Here is a 21,106-nt window from a genome sequence, read left to right as displayed (position 1 = left end):
TCAGGGCACCATGTCGAACCACTGGGAACCGGGGGGTTTCTGTGCGGCAGGGGGGACTAGTCGGCCCTTTTCCGCCGGCGCGCGGGCGTCTGGCGGACGGGGGAACCAGCAGGCCGGCGATCGAGTGGGAGCAGCGGTACCGGCGTACCGTGATCATCAGCGATACCGTCGCCACCGCCATCGTGGTGGCGGGCATCGGCGAGTTCTTCGGGGCCCGGGACGCGGCCAACTGGCACGAGAAGTGGGGGATTCTCGCTTTCGGCACCGAACTGCTGGTGCTGTCGGCGCTCGTGGTGGGCCGGTCGTGGGCTCCGGCCGTGCTCGGCCAGGGCGCCGAGGAATTCCGGCGGCTCGGACGCTCGCTGTTCGCGGCGACCGTCGTCCTGGCGCTGGGCGGGATCGCCCTCACCTCACGCAACATCAAACTCTGGATCTTCGTCGCGATTCCCGCGATCGGGCTCGTCACCATGACCGCGCGGTACCTGCTCCGCCTCGATCTGCACAGACGGCGCAAGGACGGCCGGTGCCTGAGACCGGTGCTCGCCGCCGGCAGCCCGGCCACCGTGGGCGACCTGGTCACCCGGACCCGCAAGTTCCCGCACATCGGCTGGCGGGTGGAGGCGGTGTGCACGACGGACGGCCGCGGGCTCGACGGTGACGAACTGGACGGCGTCCCGGTCGTCGGCGGGCTGGCGGACGTCGCCAAGCACGTCCGCCACGACGGCTACCGCGTCGTCGCGGTGACACCGGACCCGTACTGGACGCCGGACCGGTTGCAGCGGCTGGCCTGGAACCTCGAAGGCAGCGACGCCGAGATGGTCGTGGCCCCGGTGCTGATGGAGGTGGCCGGCCCGCGGCTGCACGTCGACGCGGTGCTCGGGATCCCGCTGCTGCGGGTCAGCCTGCCGACCTTCACCGGCGGCCGCCGGGCGATCAAGGAAGTCGTCGACCGGGTGGGCTCGGCGGTCCTGCTCATGCTGTTCGCACCGCTGATGGCGGTCGTCGCACTGCTCGTGCTGGCGGACAGCCGGGGCGGTGCCTTCTACCGGCAGCGCAGGGTCGGCAAGGACGGCCGGGAGTTCACGATCCTCAAGTTCCGCACCATGGTCGTCGGGGCGCACCGGGCACGCGCCGAGCTGGCCGACCGCGACGAGGGCGCGGGACTGCTGTTCAAGGTCCGCCGGGACCCACGGGTGACCCGGGTGGGAGCCGTGCTGCGCCGGTACTCGATCGACGAACTCCCGCAGCTCTTCAACGTGCTCACCGGAGCGATGTCACTCGTCGGCCCGCGGCCGCCGCTGCCGGAGGAGTGCGCCGCGTACGACCCGGACATCCGGCGGCGGCTGCTGGTCAAGCCCGGGCTCACCGGGCTGTGGCAGATCAGCGGACGCAGTGACCTGCCGTGGGAGGAGGCGGTCCGCCTCGACCTGCGGTACGTGGAGGACTGGTCGCTCGCCCTCGACACGGTGATCCTGTGGAAGACGATGCGAGCGGTGCTGCACGGGCAGGGGGCCTACTGATGCGCGGGGGGGCTGCGGCTCAAGGGTCCCGCCGACGCGCGGACCGCAGGCCACAAGGGCCTGCCTGGGGGGAGGGACGAGTCATGAGAGTCAGCGTTTTCGGGCTCGGCTACGTGGGCTGCGTATCAGCCGCGTGCCTGGCCGGCATGGGTCACGAGGTCATCGGGGTGGACGTCAACCAGGTGAAGGTCGACCTGGTCAACGACGGCAAGGCTCCGGTGGTGGAGGAACGTATCGGCGAGCTCATCGCGGAGGTCGTGGGGACCGGGGCGCTGCGCGCCACCCGCGACGTCCGCGAGGCGATCGCCGGCAGCGACGTGTCGCTGGTCTGCGTGGGCACCCCGTCGGAGCCCAACGGCAGCCTGTGCACCACGTACCTGGAGCGGGTCACCGAGGAGATCGGCGCCGCGCTGGCCGAGGGGGCCGGGAAGGGGGGCCGGCACACCGTCGTGTTCCGCAGCACCATGCTCCCGGGCACCTGCCTGAACCTGCTGGTGCCGATCCTGGAGAAGACCGTCGGCGGCACGGCAGGGGTGGACTTCGGGGTCGCGGTCAACCCGGAGTTCCTGCGCGAGGGCACGAGCGTGCGGGACTTCTTCGACCCGCCCAAGACCGTCGTCGGCGAACTCGACGCCGCGAGCGGCGACGCGGTGCTCGCGCTGTACGAGAGCCTGCCCGGCGAGGTGTTCCGGGTGCCGGTCCCGACGGCCGAGGCGATCAAGTACGCGGACAACGCGTTCCACGGCCTCAAGATCGGCTTCGCCAACGAGCTGGGCGCGGTCTGCCAGGCGCTCGGGGTGGACTCGCACCAGGTGATGGACGTGTTCCTGGCCGACCGCAAGCTGAACATCAGCCCCGCCTACCTGCGGCCGGGCTTCGCCTTCGGCGGCTCCTGCCTGCCCAAGGACCTGCGCAGCCTGGTGCACGCGGCCCAGCGGGCCGACGTCTCGGTCCCCATCCTCGCCCACGTGCTGACCTCCAACTCCGACCATCTGCAGCGCGCGGTGGACCTGGTCGAGCGCACCGGGAAGCGCCGCGTGGGGATGTTCGGGCTGTCCTTCAAGCCCGGCACCGACGACCTCCGCGAAAGCCCGCTCGTCGAGCTGGCGGAGCGGCTCTTCGGCAAGGGCTACGACATCAAGATCTATGACGCCAACGTGAGCCTCTCCCGCCTGCTCGGCGCGAACCGCGAGTACATCGAGAGCCGGCTGCCGCACCTCGCGCAACTCCTCGCGGACTCCGTGGAGGAGGTGCTCGACCACGCCGAGGTGTGCCTGGTCGGGACCAAGGAGCCGGCCGTGCTGGCGGCGCTGCCGCACGGCGAAGGACCCGTGATCGTCGACCTCGTCCGCCTTCCCGACGCCGAGACGCGCCGGACCGAACCGGGGTACATGGGCCTTGCTTGGTAACGCAACAGGCGGCGCCGGGACCGACCGGCGTGCGCTGATCCTGGTGGAGAACCTGTCGGTGCCGTTCGACCGGCGGGTGTGGCAGGAGTGCACGACGCTGCGCGACGCGGGCTGGACGGTGGACGTCATCTGCCCGCAGGGCAGCAAACGCGACACGGAGCCGGAGGCGGAGATCGACGGCGTGCGGATCCACCGCTACCCGTTGCGCGCGGCCACCGGAGGACCGGCCGGGTACCTCAAGGAGTACGGATCGGCGCTCTGGCACACGGCCCGGCTGGCCCGCAAGGTCGGCCCGGTCGACGTCGTCCACGCCTGCAACCCGCCCGACCTGCTGTTCCTGCCGGCGCTGTGGCTGAAGCGGCGCGGCGCACGGTTCGTCTTCGACCAGCACGACCTGGTACCCGAGCTGTACCTCTCCCGGTTCGGCCGCGGCGAGGACCTGCTCTACCGCGCCGTCCGCGCACTGGAGCGGTGGACCTACCGGGCCGCGGACATCGTCCTCGCCACCAACGAGAGCTACCGGGACGTGGCGATACGGAGGGGCGGCCGGCGGCCGGAGGACGTCTTCGTGGTGCGCAGCGCACCCGCCGTCGAACGGTTCCAGCCGGTGCCGCCCGAGCCGGAGTTGAAGCGCGGCAAGCCGCATCTGCTGTGCTACCTCGGCGTCATGGGCCCGCAGGACGGCGTCGACTACGCCCTGCGCGCCCTCGCGAAGCTCCGCGACGACCTCGGCCGGACCGACTGGCACGCGGTGTTCGTCGGCTCCGGCGACGCCTTCGACGCGATGGTGGAGCTGTCCCGGCAGCTCGGGCTCGGCGACCAGGTGCAGTTCACCGGGCGCATTCCGGACGCCGACCTGGTGCGCTACCTGTCCACCGCGGACGTCTGCCTCTCTCCCGACCCGTGCAATCCGCTCAACGACGTGTCGACCATGAACAAGGTCCTGGAGTACATGGCGATGGGCCGGCCGATCGTCTCGTTCGACCTGAAGGAAGCGCGCGTCTCCGCCGGCGAGGCCGCCGTCTACGCGGCCGACGACGACGAGGCCGAGTTCGCCGGGCTCGTCGCGCAGCTCCTCGACGACCCGGACCGGCGGGCCCGGATGGGCAAGATCGGCCAGGAGCGGGTCGGCGGCCCGCTTTCCTGGCGCAACTCGCAAGCGTCGCTGCTTGCTGCCTACGCAGCCGCCTGCCGTGACCACACCCCGGTGTCGGCGGCCGATCAGGTTCGAACAGGGAAGAGGCAGCGCAGTTGAGCGAGGAATCGATACGTCTGGTCACCATCGGGCGGATATTCCGCCGGCGCTGGCGGTTTCTCGCCGTCCTCGCCGTCGCGGGAGGGCTCGTCGGCTACGGCGCCTCGGTGGTGTTCCCACCGACCTACACGACGTCGGCGTCGGTCCTGCTGCCGGGGCAGTGGGAGGAGCGTGAGCTGCTCACCCAGGTCGACATCGCGACCAGTTCGACGGTGGTCGACCGCGCGGCCGCCACGCTCCGCTGGAAGGACGTCAGCGATGCCGAGCTGCGGGGCCAGGTGACCGCCTCGGCCGCCGACGGGAACATCATCAAGATCTCGGGCACCGCCGACTCCCCGCGGCGCGCGCAGCAGCTCTCCGACCAAGTGGCCCAGCAGTTCGTCAAGTTCGCCTCGCGGATCGCGGGCGGCGGCACCGACTCCGCGGCGGCCACGGAGTCCGAGGCGCTGCGCAAGCAGGTCGAGGAGGCCAACCGCCGCATCACCGAGCTGGCCGACGCGGCCGATCCGGGGCAGACCGTGGAGGGCGTGCAGGCCCGGACGGAGCTCGAGAAGCTGAGCACCTCGCTGGAGGAGGCCATGACGAAGCTGGACGAGGCCAACCCGGCGACCAACAAGGCCGGCATGGTCGTCATGGGACCGGCGGCCCGTCCGACCGGCCAGGCGCCGCCGACGAGGGTCCAGCTCGTCGGCGCCGGAGCGCTGCTGTTCCTCCTGCTCGCGGTCGTCGGCCACCTCGCCGCCGCACGCATGAACCGCCGGCTGCGCACCGAACCGGAGATCACCGCGGCGCTGGGCGCGGCGCTGCTGGGCACCGTGGAGGTGCCCGACGGAGGGCGCGGCGCGCACCGGCCGGAGGACGGCGCCCGGCGGAGCCGGCTCCGCCGGCTGCTCGGCGCCGACACCCGGTGGGACCTGCCGACCCCGCCGAGGTCCGACGACGAGGCCGCCCGGCGGATCCGCTACCGGCGGGTCTGCACCCGCCTCCGGGACCAACTGCCCGCCCCCCGGCGGCTGCTGGTGGTCGTACCGGACGGCGACGGGATCGCCCGCCGGGCCGCCGGACAGCTCGCCGCCGAGGCCAAGGGCGATCCGCAGCTGCGGGTGGTGGAGGTCTCGGCGGACCGGCCGATCGTGCCGGACCGCGACACCGAGTCCGGCGCCCTCGTCGTCCTCAGCGCGGGCAGCTGGACCGCGGAGGAACTCGCCGGTATCGCCGAGGCGTGTGCGGACGGCCGGCACGAGATCCTCGGCATCGTCGTCGCCGACCCGGTCCGCGCCCGGGAGACACGGCCCGTCGGCCGGCCTCCGGACGACGCCACCCTCGCACTCGCGGTTCGCGGCCAGGCCACAGGAGGTTCAGCGTGACGACCAGCACGACCGCGGAGTCGTCGGCCGCCGGTCCGCTTCTCGACCTTCAGGCCCTGGTGGTGGCGGTGCGCAGGCGCCGCCGCCTCTGGTACGCCACGGCGCTCCTCGGCCTGCTCGGGGGCTCCGGGCTGGCGGTCGCGATGCCGCCGGCGCCGACCGCGGTGACCGAAGTGCTGGTCGCGCACGAGGCGGACCAGCCGAACGACACCGGAACGCTGATCCGCACCGACGTTCAGCTGCTGCAGACCACGCAGATCGCCGGCAAGGCCCTGCAGGCCCTCAAGTCCCGGGAGAAACCCGAGGACTTCCTGCAGGAGTACCGGGGCACCGGACTGACCAACAACCTGCTGCAGATCACCGTGACCGGCGACACCGACGCCCAGGCGGTGGCCCGGGCCAAGGCGCTGGCCGACGCGTTCGTCGCGGACCACGTGCAGCGGATGCAGCGGACCGCACAGGCCGAGGCCCAGGCCCTGATCGACCAGCGTGACCGCATGCGGGACGAACTCGCGCAGGTCAACAAGGAGATCGGAAACCAGTCCGCGGACAGCGACCCGAAGGCGTCGGCGACCCTCGAATCGCTCTTCGCCCGCCGTGCCGAACTCAACTCGCGCATCTCCGACTTCGACGAGCGCGCCGCGGACGCGCGGACCGGCGCGCCCCAGGTCGTCGCCGGCACGCAGATCGTGGACACCCCGCGCGCGCTGCGGCACTCCCTGCCCAAGACCGTCGCCACCGACTCCGCGATCGGCCTCGTCCTCGGGCTCTTCCTCGGGCTCGCACTGGCCGCGGTCGGCACGGTGGTGGCGGACCGCCCCGTGCTGCGCCGGGACATCTCGGCGAACCTGGGCGCCTCGGTCATCGCGGAGCTGCCCCGCCGCAGGAGCAGGCCGTGGCAGCGCCGGCGGACCCGGCTCACCCGCGAACGGCTCACCGCGGCCCTGGCCCGCACCGTGCGCGGCTCCACAGAACCGGTGTCGCTGCTGGAACTGGGCTCTGCGCGCGCCACGAGCGCGATCGCCCTGGACCTCGCCAGGGCCCTGGCGGCGGAGGGGCCGGTGACCGTCGTCGACGCGCTGCCCGGCCGGCAGCTGGCGGGCCGCCGCCAGAAGCCGGGCGACCCGACCGTGGTCGGCGCCGAGCAGGCCACGACCGCGTCGCCCCAGGAACGCAGGATCGGCGTCGGCTCGGTGGCGCCCGGCACGGCGTGGACCGACCTCCGGTACCTCGGCACCCAGACGGTGCTCGTGGTGCGGGCCGGACACGGCAGCGCCGCCTGGCTGCACACCGTGGCCCGGCAGCTCGCGGACCAGCGCATCCCGGTGATCGGAGTGGTGCTGATCGACCCCGACCCGCGGGACCGGACCGACGGCACCCTCTGGGACGGGCTGCAGACCGCGCTGCGCGGCCGGAGCGAGCGCCCGGCCACCCAGGCGGGGACGGAGCGGCCGACCACGCAGCCGGGGACCGAGCGGTCGGCCACGCAGCCGGGGACGGGCCGGCGGCGGACCGACCGGCAGCCGGTGTGGGCCGCCCGGGGCCCGGAGAACGAACAGGAGGTGCGCTAGCACATGTGCGGCATCGCAGGCACCTACCGATGGCCGGACGGAAAGATCGTCACCGACCGGCTCACCGACACCCTCGCCCACCGCGGCCCGGACGGCTCGGGCCGGTACAGCCACCCCGTCGGCGACGGCGAGGTGCACCTCGGCCACCGCAGGCTGGCCATCATCGACCTGTCCGACACCGGCGCCCAGCCGATGGCCTCGGACGGCCTCGTCCTGACCTACAACGGCGAGCTGTACAACGCGCCCGAACTCCGGGCGGAGCTGGAGGCCACCGGGGTGCGCTTCCGCGGCACCTCCGACACCGAGGTGCTCCTGGAGGCCTGGCGGCGCTGGGGCACGGACTGCCTGCCCCGGCTGCGCGGCATGTTCGCGTTCGGCGTCTTCGACGAGCGCACCGGCGACCTGGTGCTCGCCCGCGACCAGCTCGGCATCAAGCCGCTGTTCCTGCTCCGGCGCGGCGGCGGCCTGGTGTTCGCCTCCGAACTCAAGGCGCTCTCCGTCGCCACCGGCCGGTCGCTGCAGGTGGACGACGCGGCGCTGGTGGCCTCGCTGCTCTACTACTGGGTGCCGGACTCACGGTGCGCGTTCCGCGAGGCGGAGAAGCTGGAGCCGGGCAGCTGGCTGCGGTGCCGGCCCGACGGCCGGGTGGAGCGCGGCCGGTTCTGGAACCTGAAGGACGTCGCCGCCGAAGGGCGGGCGCGGGCCCTGGCCGGTGAGACGCCGGACCTGGCCGCCGTCGTCGAGGAGTCGACCCGGCGCCACCTGCTCTCCGACGTCCCCGTGGCGACCTTCCTCTCCGGCGGCCTCGACTCCAGCTACCTGACCGCGCTGGCGGCCCGCCACCAGCCGGGGATCTCCGCCTACACGATCGGGTTCCGCGCCGAGGACGCGAAGTTCGAGGCGATGCCGGACGACCTGCGCTACGCCCGGCAGGTCGCCGGGCAGTTCGGCGTCGACCTGCACGAGATCGAGATCGCGCCGAACGTCCTCGACCTGCTGCCGCGGATGACGTACCACCTGGACGAGCCGATCGGCGACCCCGCCGCGATCAACACCTACCTGATCTGCATGGCCGCACGCGAGGCCGGGGTGAAGGTGATGCTCTCCGGGATGGGCGCGGACGAGCTGTTCGCCGGGTACCGCAAGCACCTGGCCAACCTGATCGCGCTGCGCTACCAGCGGGTCCCGCGGCCCCTGCGGCGCGGGGTGTCCGCGGCCGTGGACCGGCTGCCGGTCGCCAGCAGCCGCCGCGGGTACCGCTCGGTGCGCTTCGCCAAGCGGTTCCTCTCCTTCGCCGACCTGCCGGAGGAGACCGCCTTCCGGCGCAGCTACACCATGTACGACCAGGACGAGCTGCTCGCCCTGCTCGATCCGGACCTGGCCGGGACGGTCGAGGACGTGCTGACCGAGCACGCGGACGTCTACGCGGACAACGAACTGGACGACTTCGTCAACCGCATGTGCCTCACCGACGCCCGGATGTTCCTGCCGGGCCTGAACCTCACGTACACGGACCGCTCCAGCATGGCCGCCTCCACCGAGGTCCGCGTGCCGTACGTGGACGTCGAGGTGGTCAGGGCCGCGTTCGCGGTGCCCGGCGACCGCAAGATCGTCGGACGGCAGGGCAAGGCCGTCCTCAAGGAGGCGGCCACCTCGATCCTGCCCCGGGAGATCGTGTACCGGCCCAAGGGCCTGTTCAGCGCCCCGCTGCGGGCCTGGATGAGCCGGGACCTGGCACCGCTGGTACGCGAGGTGGTCAACGACGGCGAGCTCGTCCGCTCCGGGTTCCTGCGCCGCGACGCGCTGGCACGCATGGTCGCCGAGGACGCCGCCGGGCAGCAGGACTACTCGAAGCATCTGTGGCACGTACTGACCCTTGAGTACTGGTATCGGGACGCGACCGCTGGGTCCGGCCAGAGCACTCGGTTGACAGCTTAGGAATCTGAGGAGTTCGGGTGAAGCAGGTTGTACAGAACTACAAGAGCGGCGAGCTGGCGGTGCTCGACGTTCCGGTGCCGGGGTGCAAGCCGGGCGGTGTGCTGGTCCGCAGCGCCTACTCGCTGATCTCCACCGGCACCGAGCTCATGAAGGTGTCCGAGGCCGGCATGTCGATGCTCGGCAAGGCCCGCTCCCGTCCCGACCAGGTGGCCAAGGTCATGCAGAGCGTGGCCACCAACGGGCTGCCCGCCACCTACCGCAAGGTGATGGGCAAGCTGGACTCCTACACGCCGCTGGGCTACTCGCTGTGCGGGGTGGTCGAGCAGGTCGGCGCCGGGATCGACGACGTGAAGGTCGGCGACCTCGTGGCCTGTGCCGGCAACGAGCACGCGCTGCACGCCGAGCTGAACTGGGTGCCGAAGAACCTCTACACCCCGGTGCCGGACGGCCTCGCGCCGCGGCACGCCGCCTTCGGCACCGTCGGGTCGATCGCGATGCAGGGCGTCCGCCAGGGCGAACCCCAGCTCGGCGAGGTGGCCCTGGTCATCGGCCTCGGCCTGATCGGGCAGCTGGTGGTCCAGCTCCTGACCGCCGCGGGAGTCCGCGTCGTCGGCGCCGACCCGGACCCGTCCCGCTGCGAACTCGCCGAGCGGCTGGGCGCCGTGGCCTGCGGCGACCCCGCCTCCGCGGCCGTGGAGACCGCGGTCGCCGAACTCACCGACGGGCACGGCGTGGACCAGGTGTACCTGGCCGCCGGCGGCGGCAGCAACCAGCCCGTCGAGCTGGCCGCCCGGCTCTGCCGGGACCGCGGCCGGGTCGTCGACATCGGCAAGTGCCGCCTGGACCTGCCGTGGAACGCGTACTACGAGAAGGAACTCGACGTCCGGTTCTCGCGGTCGTACGGCCCCGGGCGCTACGACCCGGAGTACGAGCTGGAGGGACGCGACTACCCGATCGGCTATGTGCGCTGGACCGAGCGCCGCAACCTGGCGTGCTTCCTCGACCTCGTCGCCCGCGGCCGCGTCGACGTGGAGCCCCTGGTCTCCCATGTCGCCGACTTCGACGACGCCGTCGAGACGTACCGGCGGCTGAAGGACGGCGAACTGAAGGCCGTGGCCGTGCTGTTCCGGTACCCCGAACAGGCGACGGAAGCGGTGGAGGGCGAGGCCGAGCCCCCGTCGGTGGCGGTGCCCGCGGTGCGCCGCGGCGGGGGAGCGCCCGCCCCGGCCCGGGCCGGCAACTCGTCGGTGCGCCTCGCGTTCGTGGGCGCGGGGAACTACGCGACGTCGATGCTGCTGCCGCACCTGGCCCAGCGCGACGGCGTCGAGCTGGCGACCGTCGTCTCCACGACGGCGCTCTCCGCGGCTAACGCGCAGCGGAAGTTCGGCTTCGGCGAGGCGACCACCGACCTCGACGCCGTACTCGGCGACAAGTCGATCGACGCGGTGTTCGTGGTCACCCGGCACAGCTCGCACGCCGAACTGACCCGCAGGGCACTGCTGGCCGGCAAGACGGTGTTCGTGGAGAAGCCGCTGGCCCTCACCGAGGACGAACTGGCCGGCGTGCTCGCGGCGGTGGAGGAGTCCGGCAACGACCGGCTCCAGGTCGGCTTCAACCGCCGGTTCGCCCCGCTGCTTCAGGAGGCCAAGGAGCGGTTCGGCGCCCGGACCGGTCCGGCGAGCCTGCGCTACCTGGTCAACGCCGGACGGCTGCAGCACGGCAGCTGGTACCTCCAGCAGGGCACCGAGGGCTCCCGGTTCGCCGGCGAGGGCGGCCACTTCATCGACACGGCGAGCTGGCTGCTGGAGGCCGACCCGGTGTCCGTCTACGCGGTCGCCTCCTCCGGCAACGACGACCTGCAGGTCGTACTGCGCTACCCGGACGGGTCCACGGCCACCGTCAGCTACGTCACCACCGGCGCCCCCGGCTTCCCGAAGGAGACGCTGGACCTGGTCGCGGACGGCAAGGTGCTGCGGCTCGACGACTTCGTCCGGGCCTCGGTCTACGGCCGCAAGCGGTGGGTGAGTTCGCGGCTGCCCAAGGCCCGGGACAAGGGCCAGAACGCCGAACTGGCCGCGTTCATCAAGGCCGTGCGCACCGGCGGACCGATGCCGGTGCCGCTCGAATCCCTGGTCGCGACCACGGCCGCCACCCTCGCCGTGCAGGCCGGCCTGGCCGGCGGCGCGCCGGTGACGTTGGCGAGGCCGTGATGACCATGAGCGCAGGGTGGTACCTGCGACGGCTGTCCCGGATGGGGCCGCGGGAGATCGCGGGCCGGGCGGGCGACACCGTGCGCAGACGCCGCTGGCGGTCCGCACGGCCGGACTGCCCGAAGGTGACCGGCGCCCGGTTCACCGCCGTACTCCCCGCCGGGACGATCGCCGCGGTGCCGCCGGACGCCGCGAAACGCCTGGTCGCCGAGGCGGACCGGCTGATGTACGGGCACGTCGAGTACTTCGGGGTGGTCCGCGACGACCTCACCGACCCGGACTGGTGGTGCGACCCGAAGACCGGGCGCCGGGCCCCGTGGGGCTACGCCTTCGACGTGCCCTACCGCGACGAGGACACGGTCGGGGACATCAAGCAGATCTGGGAGCCGTCCCGGCACCAGTACCTCACCGTGCTCGCCGCCGCCTACGCGGTCACCGGGAACGAGCGGTACGCCGAGCGCGTGGCCGAGCACCTGCGGTCGTGGTGGACGGCCAACCCGCCGCTGCGGGGCGTGCACTGGATCAGCGGCATCGAGCTGGGCATCCGGCTGCTGTCCTGGGTGTGGATCCGCCGGCTGCTCGACGACTGGCCGGGCGCGGCCGGGCTGTTCGAGGAGAACCCGGTGGCGCAGAACCAGATCTGGCACCACCAGCGCTGGCTGGCCGCCTTCCCCAGCCGGGGCTCCTCGGCGAACAACCACGTCATCGCCGAGGCCGCCGGACAGCTCGCGGCGGCCTGCGCGTTCGGCTGGTTCCCCGCCTCGGCGCGCTGGCGGGCCGACGCGCTGCGGTCGCTGGAGCGGCACCTGCGGAGCAACACCTTCCCCTCCGGGATCAACCGCGAACTGGCCAGCGAGTACCACGGCCTCGTGCTGGAACTCGGCCTGGCCGCGGTCGCCGAGGCGGACGCCGCGCGCGTCCAGGTCCCGCCGTCCGTCCGGCTGGTGCTGCTGCGGATGACCGACGCCCTCGCGGCCGTCGTGGACAACCGGCTGCGGCCGCCGCGCCAGGGGGACGCCGACGACGGGCACGGCCTGGTCGTGGACGGCGCGGGCACCGACCGCTGGGCCTCACTGCTCGCCACCGGCGACGCCGTGTTCGGCCGCCTCGACTGGTGGCCTGCGGTGACCGGCACCGACGTGCGCACCCCGCTGCTGGCCGCGCTCATCCGGCCGTACGCGAAAGACGGCACCGCACCCGCCGTGTCCCGCCCGGCAAGCCGGCCCGCCCACTTCGCCGACGCGGGGCTCACCGTGCTGCGCGGTCCGGGAGAGATCTGGTGCCGCTGCGACGGCGGTCCGCACGGCTTCCTGTCCATCGCCGCGCACGCCCACGCGGACGCGCTGTCCGTGGAGGTACGGCACGACGGGGTCGAGGTGCTCGCAGACCCGGGGACGTTCTGCTACCACGGGCAGCCCGCCTGGCGGCAGTACTTCCGGTCGACCCTCGGCCACAACACGCTGCAACTGGACGGCGCCGACCAGTCCGTCTCCGGCGGCCCGTTCCTGTGGACCCGGCAGGCCCGCACCCGCGTCCTGGCCGCGGACCCGGCCGGCGAGGACGTGGCCCGCTGGTGTGCCGAGCACGACGGGTACGAGGGCTCCGTGCACCGCCGCCGGGTGGAGCTGACGGCCGCGAGCCGGGAGCTGACGGTGGTCGACGAGGTGCGCGGCCCGCGCCGGACCGTGCGGCTGGCGTTCCACCTCGGTCCGGAGATCGCCGCGGACCTGGTGGGGAACCGGGCGGTGCTCACCTGGATCCGGGACGGCGAGGGGCGTTCCGCGGTGCTCGACCTGCCCGGGCAGCTGTCCTGGCGGGCGCACCGCGGCGAGACCGACCCGCCGCTCGGCTGGTACTCCGCGGGCTTCGGGCGCAAGGAACCCACCACGACGCTGATCGGCACCGGCACCAGCCCCGCCGCCGGTGCGGGCGGGTTCACCACCGTGCTCAGGTTCGGCGGCTAGGGGGCACGTGGTGATCAAGAGGCGGCACTGGGCGACGGCGGCGGCACCGCTGGCGCTGGCCCTGCTGACGGCGACCGGCTGCGACAGCACGTCGGGCGCCCGGGCAACGGCGCCGACCGCCGCACCCTCCACGTCCACCTCCGCGGCCCGGGCCGTGGCCCGGGTGTGCGCCAACCCCGCGGCCGGGCCGGCGAAGGCGCCGGCGGGCGCGGTGACGGTCGACCCCTCGGTCGTCGGCGACCTGGCGACGAAGACCAGGAACAGCCCGGCGAACACCACGTTCTGGCTCCGGCCGGGCAAACACCGGCTCGCCCCCGACCGCTACGCCCAGGTGATCCCCAAGAAGGGGGACCGCTACCTCGGTGCGCCGGGCGCGGTGCTCGACGGCGGGAAGAAGAACCAGTACGCGTTCACGGGCACCGCCCCCGACGTCACCATCCGCTACCTGACCGTGCAGCATTTCGTCGCACCGCAGAACGAGGGCGTGGTCAACCACGACTCGGCCGACGGGTGGGTGATCGAGCACGCCACGATCCAGGACAACTCCGGGGCGGGCCTGATGGCCGGCGCCCGCCAGCGGGTTCGCTTCAGCTGCCTGCGCGACAACGGACAGTACGGAATGAACGCCTACAAGGGCGGCGGCGGCATCAGAGACCTCGTCGTCGAGGGCAACGAGATCGTGGGCAACAACACCGACGACTGGGAACGGCGCCAGCAGGGCTGCGGCTGCACCGGAGGCATCAAGTTCTGGGCCGTCGACGGCGCGGACATCCGGGGCAACTGGGTGCACGACAACCGCGGAGCCGGGCTGTGGGCGGACACCGACAACAACGACTTCCTCATCGAGAACAACGTGCTCGACTCCAACGACGGTGCCGCGCTGATCTACGAGACCAGCTACAACGCGGTCATCCGGAACAACACGGTCCGGCGGAACAACTGGGTCGAGGGCCGCAGGTACGCCGACCGCGGCGACAACTTCCCGTACGCCACGGTCTACCTGTCCGAGTCGGGCGGCGAACCACGGGTCCGGGCCCGCACCGACAAGATAGAGATCTACCGGAACGTGCTGGAGAACAACTGGTCCGGGATCACCCTGTGGGAGAACGCCGACCGGTTCTGCAACAGCCCGGCCAACACCTCGTCCGGCGACTGCACGCTGCTGGTGAAGAACGCCGCCCGCTGCGCCGCACCGGCCATCGACAAGGCACCGCTCTACGCCGACTGCCGGTGGAAGACCCAGCGCGTGGACATCCACGACAACCGGTTCGTGCTCGACGAGTCCGTGGTCAGGTGCACCGAGATGTGCGACCGCATGGCGGTGCTGTCCAACTACGGGACGTATCCCGACTGGTCGCCGTACAAGGGCGAGAAGGTGGCCGAGGCGATCACGCACAAGCAGGACAACCGCTGGCACCGCAACGTCTACGTCGGTCCGTGGGAGTTCGTCGCCTACGACCCGAGCCGGGTGCTCGACTTCGACGAGTGGCAGGGCCCCGACTACCGGCAGGACGCGGGCAGCACCCTCGATCCAGGGGCCGGTGGCTGAGATGGACAAACCGATGAACAAGTCGATGAATATGCCTACGAACTCGCCTACGAACTCGCCTACGAACACGTCGGGGAACACGTCGGCGAACGCGGAGGCGAGCAGGCGGCCGGACGCGTCGCCCGGCGCCGGGCCGGGCTCCGCCGGCACCCCGAGGATCGTCGGGATCGTCTGGGGACTGCTGGTCCTCAACACGCTCGGCTCCGCCGGGGCGAAGACCATCGTCCCGCTGCCGCGCTCCCTCATCCAGATGGTCACCATGGGCGCCCTGGTCGCCGCGTTCGCGCTGGCGCTCGCGGTCAATCTCCGGCTCCGCATCCGGCCCAGCGCCTACCTGCTCCTGCTCACCCTGCTGCTGGTGACGAGCGTGATCTCCAGCGCCAACCTGGAGTCCGGGTTCGGCGCGCTGTTCCGCTGCTTCCGGCTCACGCTCTTCATCGGCACGCTGTGGCTGCTCAGCCGCTGGTGGGACGGCAGCCTGACGTTCGTCCGGTACCACATCCGGGCGTACTTCGCGGTGCTCGGATCGGTGGCCCTCGGCCTGGTCGTCTCACCGGGCGCGGCCCTGCCCGACCTCTACGGCGGACGCCTGGTCGGCGCGCTGTGGCCGCTCACCCCGCCGCAGATCGGGCAGTACGCGGCGGTGATCATCGGGCTCACCGCGCTGCTCCTGCTGGGCCGCCGGACCGACCGGAAGAGCGCCGCGGTGGTCATCGTGCCGTCCTTCGTGCTGCTCGCGCTGACCCATACCCGCACGGCCACGCTCGGCCTGCTGCTCGGATTCGCGCTGGCGATCGGCTCGCTCATCCTGACCAGCGCGGCCGCCCGCAAGTTCTTCAGCTGGGCGGTGCTGCTCGGCGTGGTGGCCGCGGTCGGGTTCGCCTCCGCCCTGCAGACGTGGTTCCTGCGCGGACAGAGCAAGGAGAACTTCTCCAGCCTCACCGGCCGGGCCAAGGTCTGGGACGCCCTCCTTGCCGCACCCCGGACCACCTCGGAGAAGTTCCTCGGCGTGGGCCTGGGCGACAAGTCGTTCGGCGGGCTGCCGATCGACAACAGCTGGCTGGCCGTCTACAACGAGCAGGGTCTGGCCGGTGTCACTCTGGTCGCGATCATCATCGTCGTCCTCGGCGGTGTCGCGTTGCTGCGGCCGCCGTCGCTGCAGCGGGCCTGCGCGATCTTCCTGATCAGCTACTGCGCGATCGCCTCGTACACCGAGGCCGGTCTCGGCGACGCCTCGCCCTATCTGCTGCATCTGGCGCTGGCCGCCTCGCTGCTGGCGTCGCCCGCCGCGACGGCCCCCCTTCCGGCGCCCGAACTCCCCGGCCGACCGGAGGTGACCTGACCATGCACGTCCTCGTGGTGCACAACCGCTACGGCTCGGCGCAGCCGAGCGGGGAGAACAAGGTCGTCGACCAGGAGGTGGAGCTGCTGCGGGCGGCCGGCCACCGGGTCGAGGTGTTCGAGCGGCGCAGCGACGACATCGCCGGCCGGTCCCTCCTCGGGAAGGTCGCGGTGCCGCTGCTCGTGCCGTGGAACCCGGCGGTCCGCACGGAACTCGCCGCCCGGCTGCGCGCCGAGCGGCCGGACGTGGTGCACGTCCACAACGTCTTCCCGCTGCTGTCGCCCGCGGTCCTCGCCGCGTGCGCGGACGCCGGGGTGCCGGCCGTCGCCACGCTGCACAACTACACCCAGGTCTGCCCGCCCGGCACCCTGCAGCGCGACGGCCGCCCGTGCACCGAGTGCGTCGGCACCGCACCGCTGCCCGCCGTCCGGCACGGCTGCTACCGCGACTCCCGCCTCGCGACCGTGCCGCTCGCGGTCAGCCTGTCGGCCAACCGGCGGCGGTGGCGGTCCGGCGTGGAGCGGTTCCTGTGCATCTCCGCGGCCCAGCGCGACGTCCTGGTCCGGTCCGGCATGCCGGCCGAACGGCTGACGGTGAAGCACAACTTCGTCCCCGACCCGGGCAGTTGCCGGGACGGCGAGGGCGAGCACGTGCTCTACCTCGGCCGGCTCGCGGAGGCCAAGGGCGTACGGCTGCTCATGGCCGCCTGGGACGAGATCGCGGCGGTCGGCGGGGTGGGCGTGCCGCTCGTGATCGCCGGCACCGGACCGCTGGAGCGCGAGGTGACCGCCTGGGCGGCGGGCCGGGACGACGTGCGCTACGTCGGCCTGCTGGACACGGCGGAGTGCCGCAAGGCCGTCGCGCGGTCGGTCGCCGTGGTGGCCCCCTCGACGTGGCTGGAGGCGTTCGGCCTGGTGGTCGTGGAGGCGATGGCGGCCGGCGTGCCGACCGTCGCCGCAGGACACGGCGCCTTCGTCGAACTCGTCGAGGACGGCGTCACCGGGCTGCTGCACCGGCCGGGCGAGCCCGGCTCGCTCGCGTCCGGCATCCGCCGGATCGCGGCCGACCCGGCCCGCAACGGGGAGATGGGCCGGGCCGCGCGCCGCCGCTACGAGCAGGGCTTCAGCCCGGCCGTCGGCCTGCGGCGCCTGGAAGAGGAGTACCGCACCGCGATCGCGGGACGGTCGGCACAGGCTCGCGACGGGGACACCCGCGCGAGCAGGGGGGATGGGGACAACAGATGACACGATGCCGACTCTGCGGCTCGGAAGCGCTGGCGAGCGTCGTCGACCTGGGGGCGACGCCGCCGTGCGAGAGCTTCCTCGCCGCGGACCGACTGGACGATCCGGAGCCTGCCTACCCGCTCCACCTGCGGGTCTGCACCGACTGCTGGCTCGCGCAGATCCCGCCGCTGATCACACCCGAGGAGACGTTCAAGGAGTACGCCTACTTCTCCTCCTTCTCGACCTCCTGGGTGGAGCACGCGCGCGCCTTCGTCGCCGGTGCCGCCGAGCGGCTGCCGCTCGGCCCCGACGCCTTCGTGGTCGAGGTGGCGAGCAACGACGGGTACCTGCTGAGGCACGTGGTGGACCGGGGGATCCGCTGCCTCGGCATCGAGCCGTCGGTGAACGTCGGCGCCGCGGCACGGGAGGCGGGCGTGCCCACGCTCACCGAGTTCCTCTCCCCGGAGACCGGCGCCGCCGTCCGCGCGGAACACGGCCCGGCGGACCTGGTCGTCGCCAACAACGTGTACGCGCACATCCCCGACGTGGTCGGGTTCACCCAGGGGCTGCGCGCCCTGGTCGCCGACGACGGCTGGGTCTCCATCGAGGTGCAGCACCTGCTGACCCTGATCGAGGAGAACCAGTACGACACGATCTACCACGAGCACTTCCAGTACTACACGGTGGCTTCGGCGATCCGGGCCCTTGCGAGCGGCGGACTCGCCCTCGTGGACGTCGAGTTGCTGCCCACGCACGGCGGCTCCATCCGGCTCTGGGCCCGCCCGGCCGAGACGGCCGGCGAGCCGACGCGGCGGGTGGCCGACGTACTGGAACGCGAGAAGGCCGCCGGACTGCAGGAGCTGTCCGGGTACGCCGAGTTCTCCGCCCGCGTCGCCAAGGTCCGCCGGGACCTGCTGCGGTTCCTCATCGAGGCGGCCGAGCGCGGCGAGACGGTCGTCGGCTACGGCGCCCCGGGCAAGGGCAACACCCTGCTCAACCACTGCGGCATCCGCCCCGACCTGCTCGCCTACACCGTCGACCGCAACCCCTACAAGCACGGCAGGTTCACCCCGGGCACCCGCATCCCGATCCTCTCGCCCGAGCGGATCGCCGCCGACAAGCCGGACTACGTCCTCGTCCTCCCGTGGAACCTGCGGGCCGAACTCGCCGAGCAGCTGGCCTTCGTCCACGAGTGGGGCGGCCGGCTGGTCTTTCCCATCCCGGAACTGAGCATCGTCGAGGCCGCGAAAGAGGTCACAGCATGAAGGTCGTCCTGTTCTGCGGCGGTTACGGGATGCGGATGCGCAACGGCACCTCCGACGACGTGCCCAAGCCGATGGCGATGGTCGGCCCGCGCCCGCTGATATGGCATGTCATGCGCTACTACGCGTACTTCGGGCACACCGAGTTCATCCTGTGCCTCGGGTACGGGGCCCACCACATCAAGGACTTCTTCCTCAACTACGAGGAGACCACGTCCAACGACTTCGTCCTGCGCGGCGGGAAGACCGAGCTGCTCTCCACCGACATCGCCGACTGGACGATCACCTTCGCCCAGACCGGCATCGAGTCCCCGATCGGGGAGCGGCTGCGCCGGGTGCGCCACCACCTGGACGGCGACGAGATGTTCCTCGCCAACTACGCCGACGTGCTCACCGACGCCCCGCTGCCCGAGATGATCGACAAGTTCGCGGCGCGCGACGCCGGGGCGTCGATGATGGTGGTCCCGCCGCAGTCGTCGTTCCACTGCGTGGAGCTGGGCGAGGACAACCTGGTGGGCGGCATCACCGCGGTCAGCGAACTGCCGCTGTGGGAGAACGGCGGCTACTTCGTGCTCCGCCAGGAGGTCTTCGACCACATACCGGAGAACGGCGACCTGGTCGCCGACGGCTGCGCCCAACTCGCCAAGCGGGGACGGCTGGTGGCACACCAGCACCGCGGCTTCTGGAAGCCGACCGACACCGTGAAGGAGCGGGCCGCGCTCGACGAGGCCTACACCCGGGGCGACCGTCCGTGGGCCGTGTGGGAGCGGGACACCGCCGGAGCCGGAGCGTGATACGGCTCGGGGCCGGACCCCTGGACCGGATCGTCGCGGTGGGCGCCCACTGCGACGACATCGCCATCGGCGCCGGCGGCACGCTGCTGACGCTGTGCCAGGCCCGGCCCGGCATCCGGGTCGACGCGCTGGTGCTCACCGGCGGCGGCAGCGAGCGCGAGCAGGAGGAGCAGGCCGCGCTCGCGGCCTTCTGCCCCGGCGCCGACCTGCGGCTGACCGTGCACAAGCTGCCGGACGGCCGGTTCCCGGCCCACTGGGAGGAGGCCAAGTCCGCCGTCGAGGAGCTGCGTGCGCAGACCGAACCCGACCTGGTCCTCGCCCCGCGCACCGACGACGCCCACCAGGACCACCGCGGCCTGGCGAAACTCATGACCACCGCGTTCCGTGACCATCTCGTGCTCGGCTACGAGATCGTCAAGTGGGACGGTGATCTCGGCCGACCGGCGGCCTACCAGCCGCTGGCGACGGAGACCGCCGAACAGAAGGTGCGGCTGCTGCAGGAGCACTACCCCTCGCAGCGCCACCGGCCCTGGTACGACCGGGAGGCCTTCCTCGGCCTCGCCCGGATCCGCGGCATCGAATGCCACGCGCGCTACGCCGAGGCGTTCGCCGTCACCAAACTCACGCTCAACCTGGGGGGTTGAACCACCTTGCGCGTACTACTGACCGGACACCAGGGCTATCTGGGCACCGTCATGGCCCCGGTCCTCAAGGCCGCCGGGCACGACGTCACCGGCCTCGACTCCGGCCTGTTCGCCGACTGCGTCCTCGGCCCGCGGCCCGACGACCCGCAGGGGTACCAGGTCGACCTGCGCGACGTCACCGCCGAGCACATGGCCGGGGTGGACGCCGTGATCCACCTGGCCGCGCTCTCCAACGACCCGCTCGGCTCGCTGGCCCCGGAACTCACCTACGACATCAACCACCACGCGTCCGTCCGCCTGGCGCAACTGGCCCGGGACGCCGGGGTGCGGCGCTTCCTGTACGCGTCGACCTGCTCGGTGTACGGCGCCGCCGGCGACCCCGACTTGTCGAACTTGGTGACCGAGGACGCCCCGCTGCGCCCGGTCACCCCGTACGCGGAGTCGAAGGTCCGGGTGGAGGACGACCTGCACGCGCTGGCCGACGACGACTTCACCCCGGTGTTCATGCGCAACGCCACCGCCTTCGGCTACTCGCCCCGGCTGCGCGCCGACATCGTGCTCAACAACCTCGTGGGCCACGCGCTCCTATCCGGCGAGGTGCTGGTGCTCTCCGACGGCACCCCCTGGCGCCCGCTGGTGCACGCGGCCGACATCGCGCGGGCCTTCACGGCCGCGCTGACCGCGCCGCGCGAGGCGGTGCACGACCGGGCGTTCAACATCGGCAGCGAGGTCAACAACGTCACGGTCGCCGAGATCGCCGAGCAGGTCGCCGAGGCGGTGACCGGCTCCAAGGTGGTGATCACGGGGGAGACGGGCGCCGACCCGCGGTCCTACCGGGTGGACTTCTCCCGGTTCCGGGCCGCGATCCCCGGCTTCGACTGCGAGTGGACGGTGCAGCGGGGCGCGCTCGAACTCGCCGACGCCTACCGGAAGTTCGACCTCACCCGGGAGGACTTCGAGCAGCGCTTCACCCGGCTCGCCGTGCTGCGCGCGGGGGCCGAGGCCGGCACCGTCGACGACACCCTCAGGCGGCGCCGGTGACCGACGTGAGCGAGGAG

At 72.4% G+C, this 21,106-nt stretch carries 15 protein-coding genes; all 15 read left to right on the top strand.

Features of this window, described 5'->3' with window-relative positions; genetic code table 11:
* Positions 1-41: 41 nt before the first annotated feature.
* Entirely contained in the window at positions 42-1,520 is a 1,479-nt protein-coding gene (locus tag ACFZB3_RS43265; RefSeq protein ID WP_391387564.1) for an exopolysaccharide biosynthesis polyprenyl glycosylphosphotransferase, read from the top strand.
* Positions 1,521-1,603: 83 nt separating this feature from the next.
* The gene (locus ACFZB3_RS43260) at positions 1,604-2,929 is read left to right on the top strand and encodes a nucleotide sugar dehydrogenase (RefSeq protein WP_391387563.1); all 1,326 of its coding nucleotides are present in this window, start codon (positions 1,604-1,606) and stop codon (positions 2,927-2,929) included.
* Complete coding sequence (locus ACFZB3_RS43255; RefSeq protein WP_391387561.1) at positions 2,919-4,184, top strand: glycosyltransferase; 1,266 nt, start codon at positions 2,919-2,921, stop codon at positions 4,182-4,184. The genes ACFZB3_RS43260 and ACFZB3_RS43255 overlap by 11 nt, the downstream gene beginning before the upstream one ends.
* Positions 4,181-5,551: a polysaccharide biosynthesis protein gene (locus ACFZB3_RS43250; RefSeq protein WP_391387559.1), complete on the top strand. Its 1,371-nt coding sequence runs from the start codon at positions 4,181-4,183 to the stop codon at positions 5,549-5,551. Before ACFZB3_RS43255 ends, ACFZB3_RS43250 begins: the two co-directional genes overlap by 4 nt.
* Positions 5,548-7,122 (top strand): Wzz/FepE/Etk N-terminal domain-containing protein, encoded by a 1,575-nt coding sequence (locus tag ACFZB3_RS43245; RefSeq protein ID WP_391387556.1) that lies wholly within the window; start codon positions 5,548-5,550, stop codon positions 7,120-7,122. Before ACFZB3_RS43250 ends, ACFZB3_RS43245 begins: the two co-directional genes overlap by 4 nt.
* Positions 7,123-7,125: 3 nt before the next feature.
* Positions 7,126-9,060 (top strand): asparagine synthase (glutamine-hydrolyzing), encoded by a 1,935-nt coding sequence (gene asnB, locus ACFZB3_RS43240; RefSeq protein ID WP_391387553.1) that lies wholly within the window; start codon positions 7,126-7,128, stop codon positions 9,058-9,060.
* A gap of 17 nt (positions 9,061-9,077) precedes the next feature.
* Positions 9,078-11,270, top strand: coding sequence for a Gfo/Idh/MocA family oxidoreductase (locus tag ACFZB3_RS43235; protein WP_391387550.1), 2,193 nt, complete (start codon positions 9,078-9,080; stop codon positions 11,268-11,270).
* Positions 11,270-13,234 (top strand): heparinase II/III family protein, encoded by a 1,965-nt coding sequence (locus ACFZB3_RS43230; protein ID WP_391387547.1) that lies wholly within the window; start codon positions 11,270-11,272, stop codon positions 13,232-13,234. Before ACFZB3_RS43235 ends, ACFZB3_RS43230 begins: the two co-directional genes overlap by 1 nt.
* Before the next feature lie 7 nt (positions 13,235-13,241).
* Positions 13,242-14,783 (top strand): right-handed parallel beta-helix repeat-containing protein, encoded by a 1,542-nt coding sequence (locus ACFZB3_RS43225; protein ID WP_391387544.1) that lies wholly within the window; start codon positions 13,242-13,244, stop codon positions 14,781-14,783.
* A 31-nt stretch (positions 14,784-14,814) separates the two neighbouring features.
* Positions 14,815-16,125: an O-antigen ligase domain-containing protein gene (locus ACFZB3_RS43220; RefSeq protein ID WP_391387541.1), complete on the top strand. Its 1,311-nt coding sequence runs from the start codon at positions 14,815-14,817 to the stop codon at positions 16,123-16,125.
* 2 nt (positions 16,126-16,127) lie between these two features.
* The gene (locus tag ACFZB3_RS43215) at positions 16,128-17,369 is read left to right on the top strand and encodes a glycosyltransferase (RefSeq protein WP_391387539.1); all 1,242 of its coding nucleotides are present in this window, start codon (positions 16,128-16,130) and stop codon (positions 17,367-17,369) included.
* A complete protein-coding gene (locus tag ACFZB3_RS43210) occupies positions 17,366-18,613 on the top strand; it encodes a methyltransferase domain-containing protein (protein WP_391387536.1) in 1,248 nt (415 codons plus the stop codon). Before ACFZB3_RS43215 ends, ACFZB3_RS43210 begins: the two co-directional genes overlap by 4 nt.
* Entirely contained in the window at positions 18,610-19,404 is a 795-nt protein-coding gene (locus ACFZB3_RS43205) for a sugar phosphate nucleotidyltransferase (protein ID WP_391387532.1), read from the top strand. Before ACFZB3_RS43210 ends, ACFZB3_RS43205 begins: the two co-directional genes overlap by 4 nt.
* Positions 19,401-20,048, top strand: a complete 648-nt coding sequence (locus ACFZB3_RS43200) for a PIG-L family deacetylase (RefSeq protein ID WP_391387529.1) — start codon at positions 19,401-19,403, stop codon at positions 20,046-20,048. The genes ACFZB3_RS43205 and ACFZB3_RS43200 overlap by 4 nt, the downstream gene beginning before the upstream one ends.
* A gap of 6 nt (positions 20,049-20,054) precedes the next feature.
* Positions 20,055-21,089: an NAD-dependent epimerase/dehydratase family protein gene (locus tag ACFZB3_RS43195; RefSeq protein WP_391387526.1), complete on the top strand. Its 1,035-nt coding sequence runs from the start codon at positions 20,055-20,057 to the stop codon at positions 21,087-21,089.
* Positions 21,090-21,106: the final 17 nt, after the last annotated feature.

The sequence above is a fragment of the Streptomyces sp. NPDC008092 genome, from assembly GCF_042957285.1.
Taxonomy (GTDB): domain Bacteria; phylum Actinomycetota; class Actinomycetes; order Streptomycetales; family Streptomycetaceae; genus Streptomyces.
Note: the sequence above shows the minus strand (reverse complement) of the source record. Positions and strands in the feature narration are given on the sequence as shown.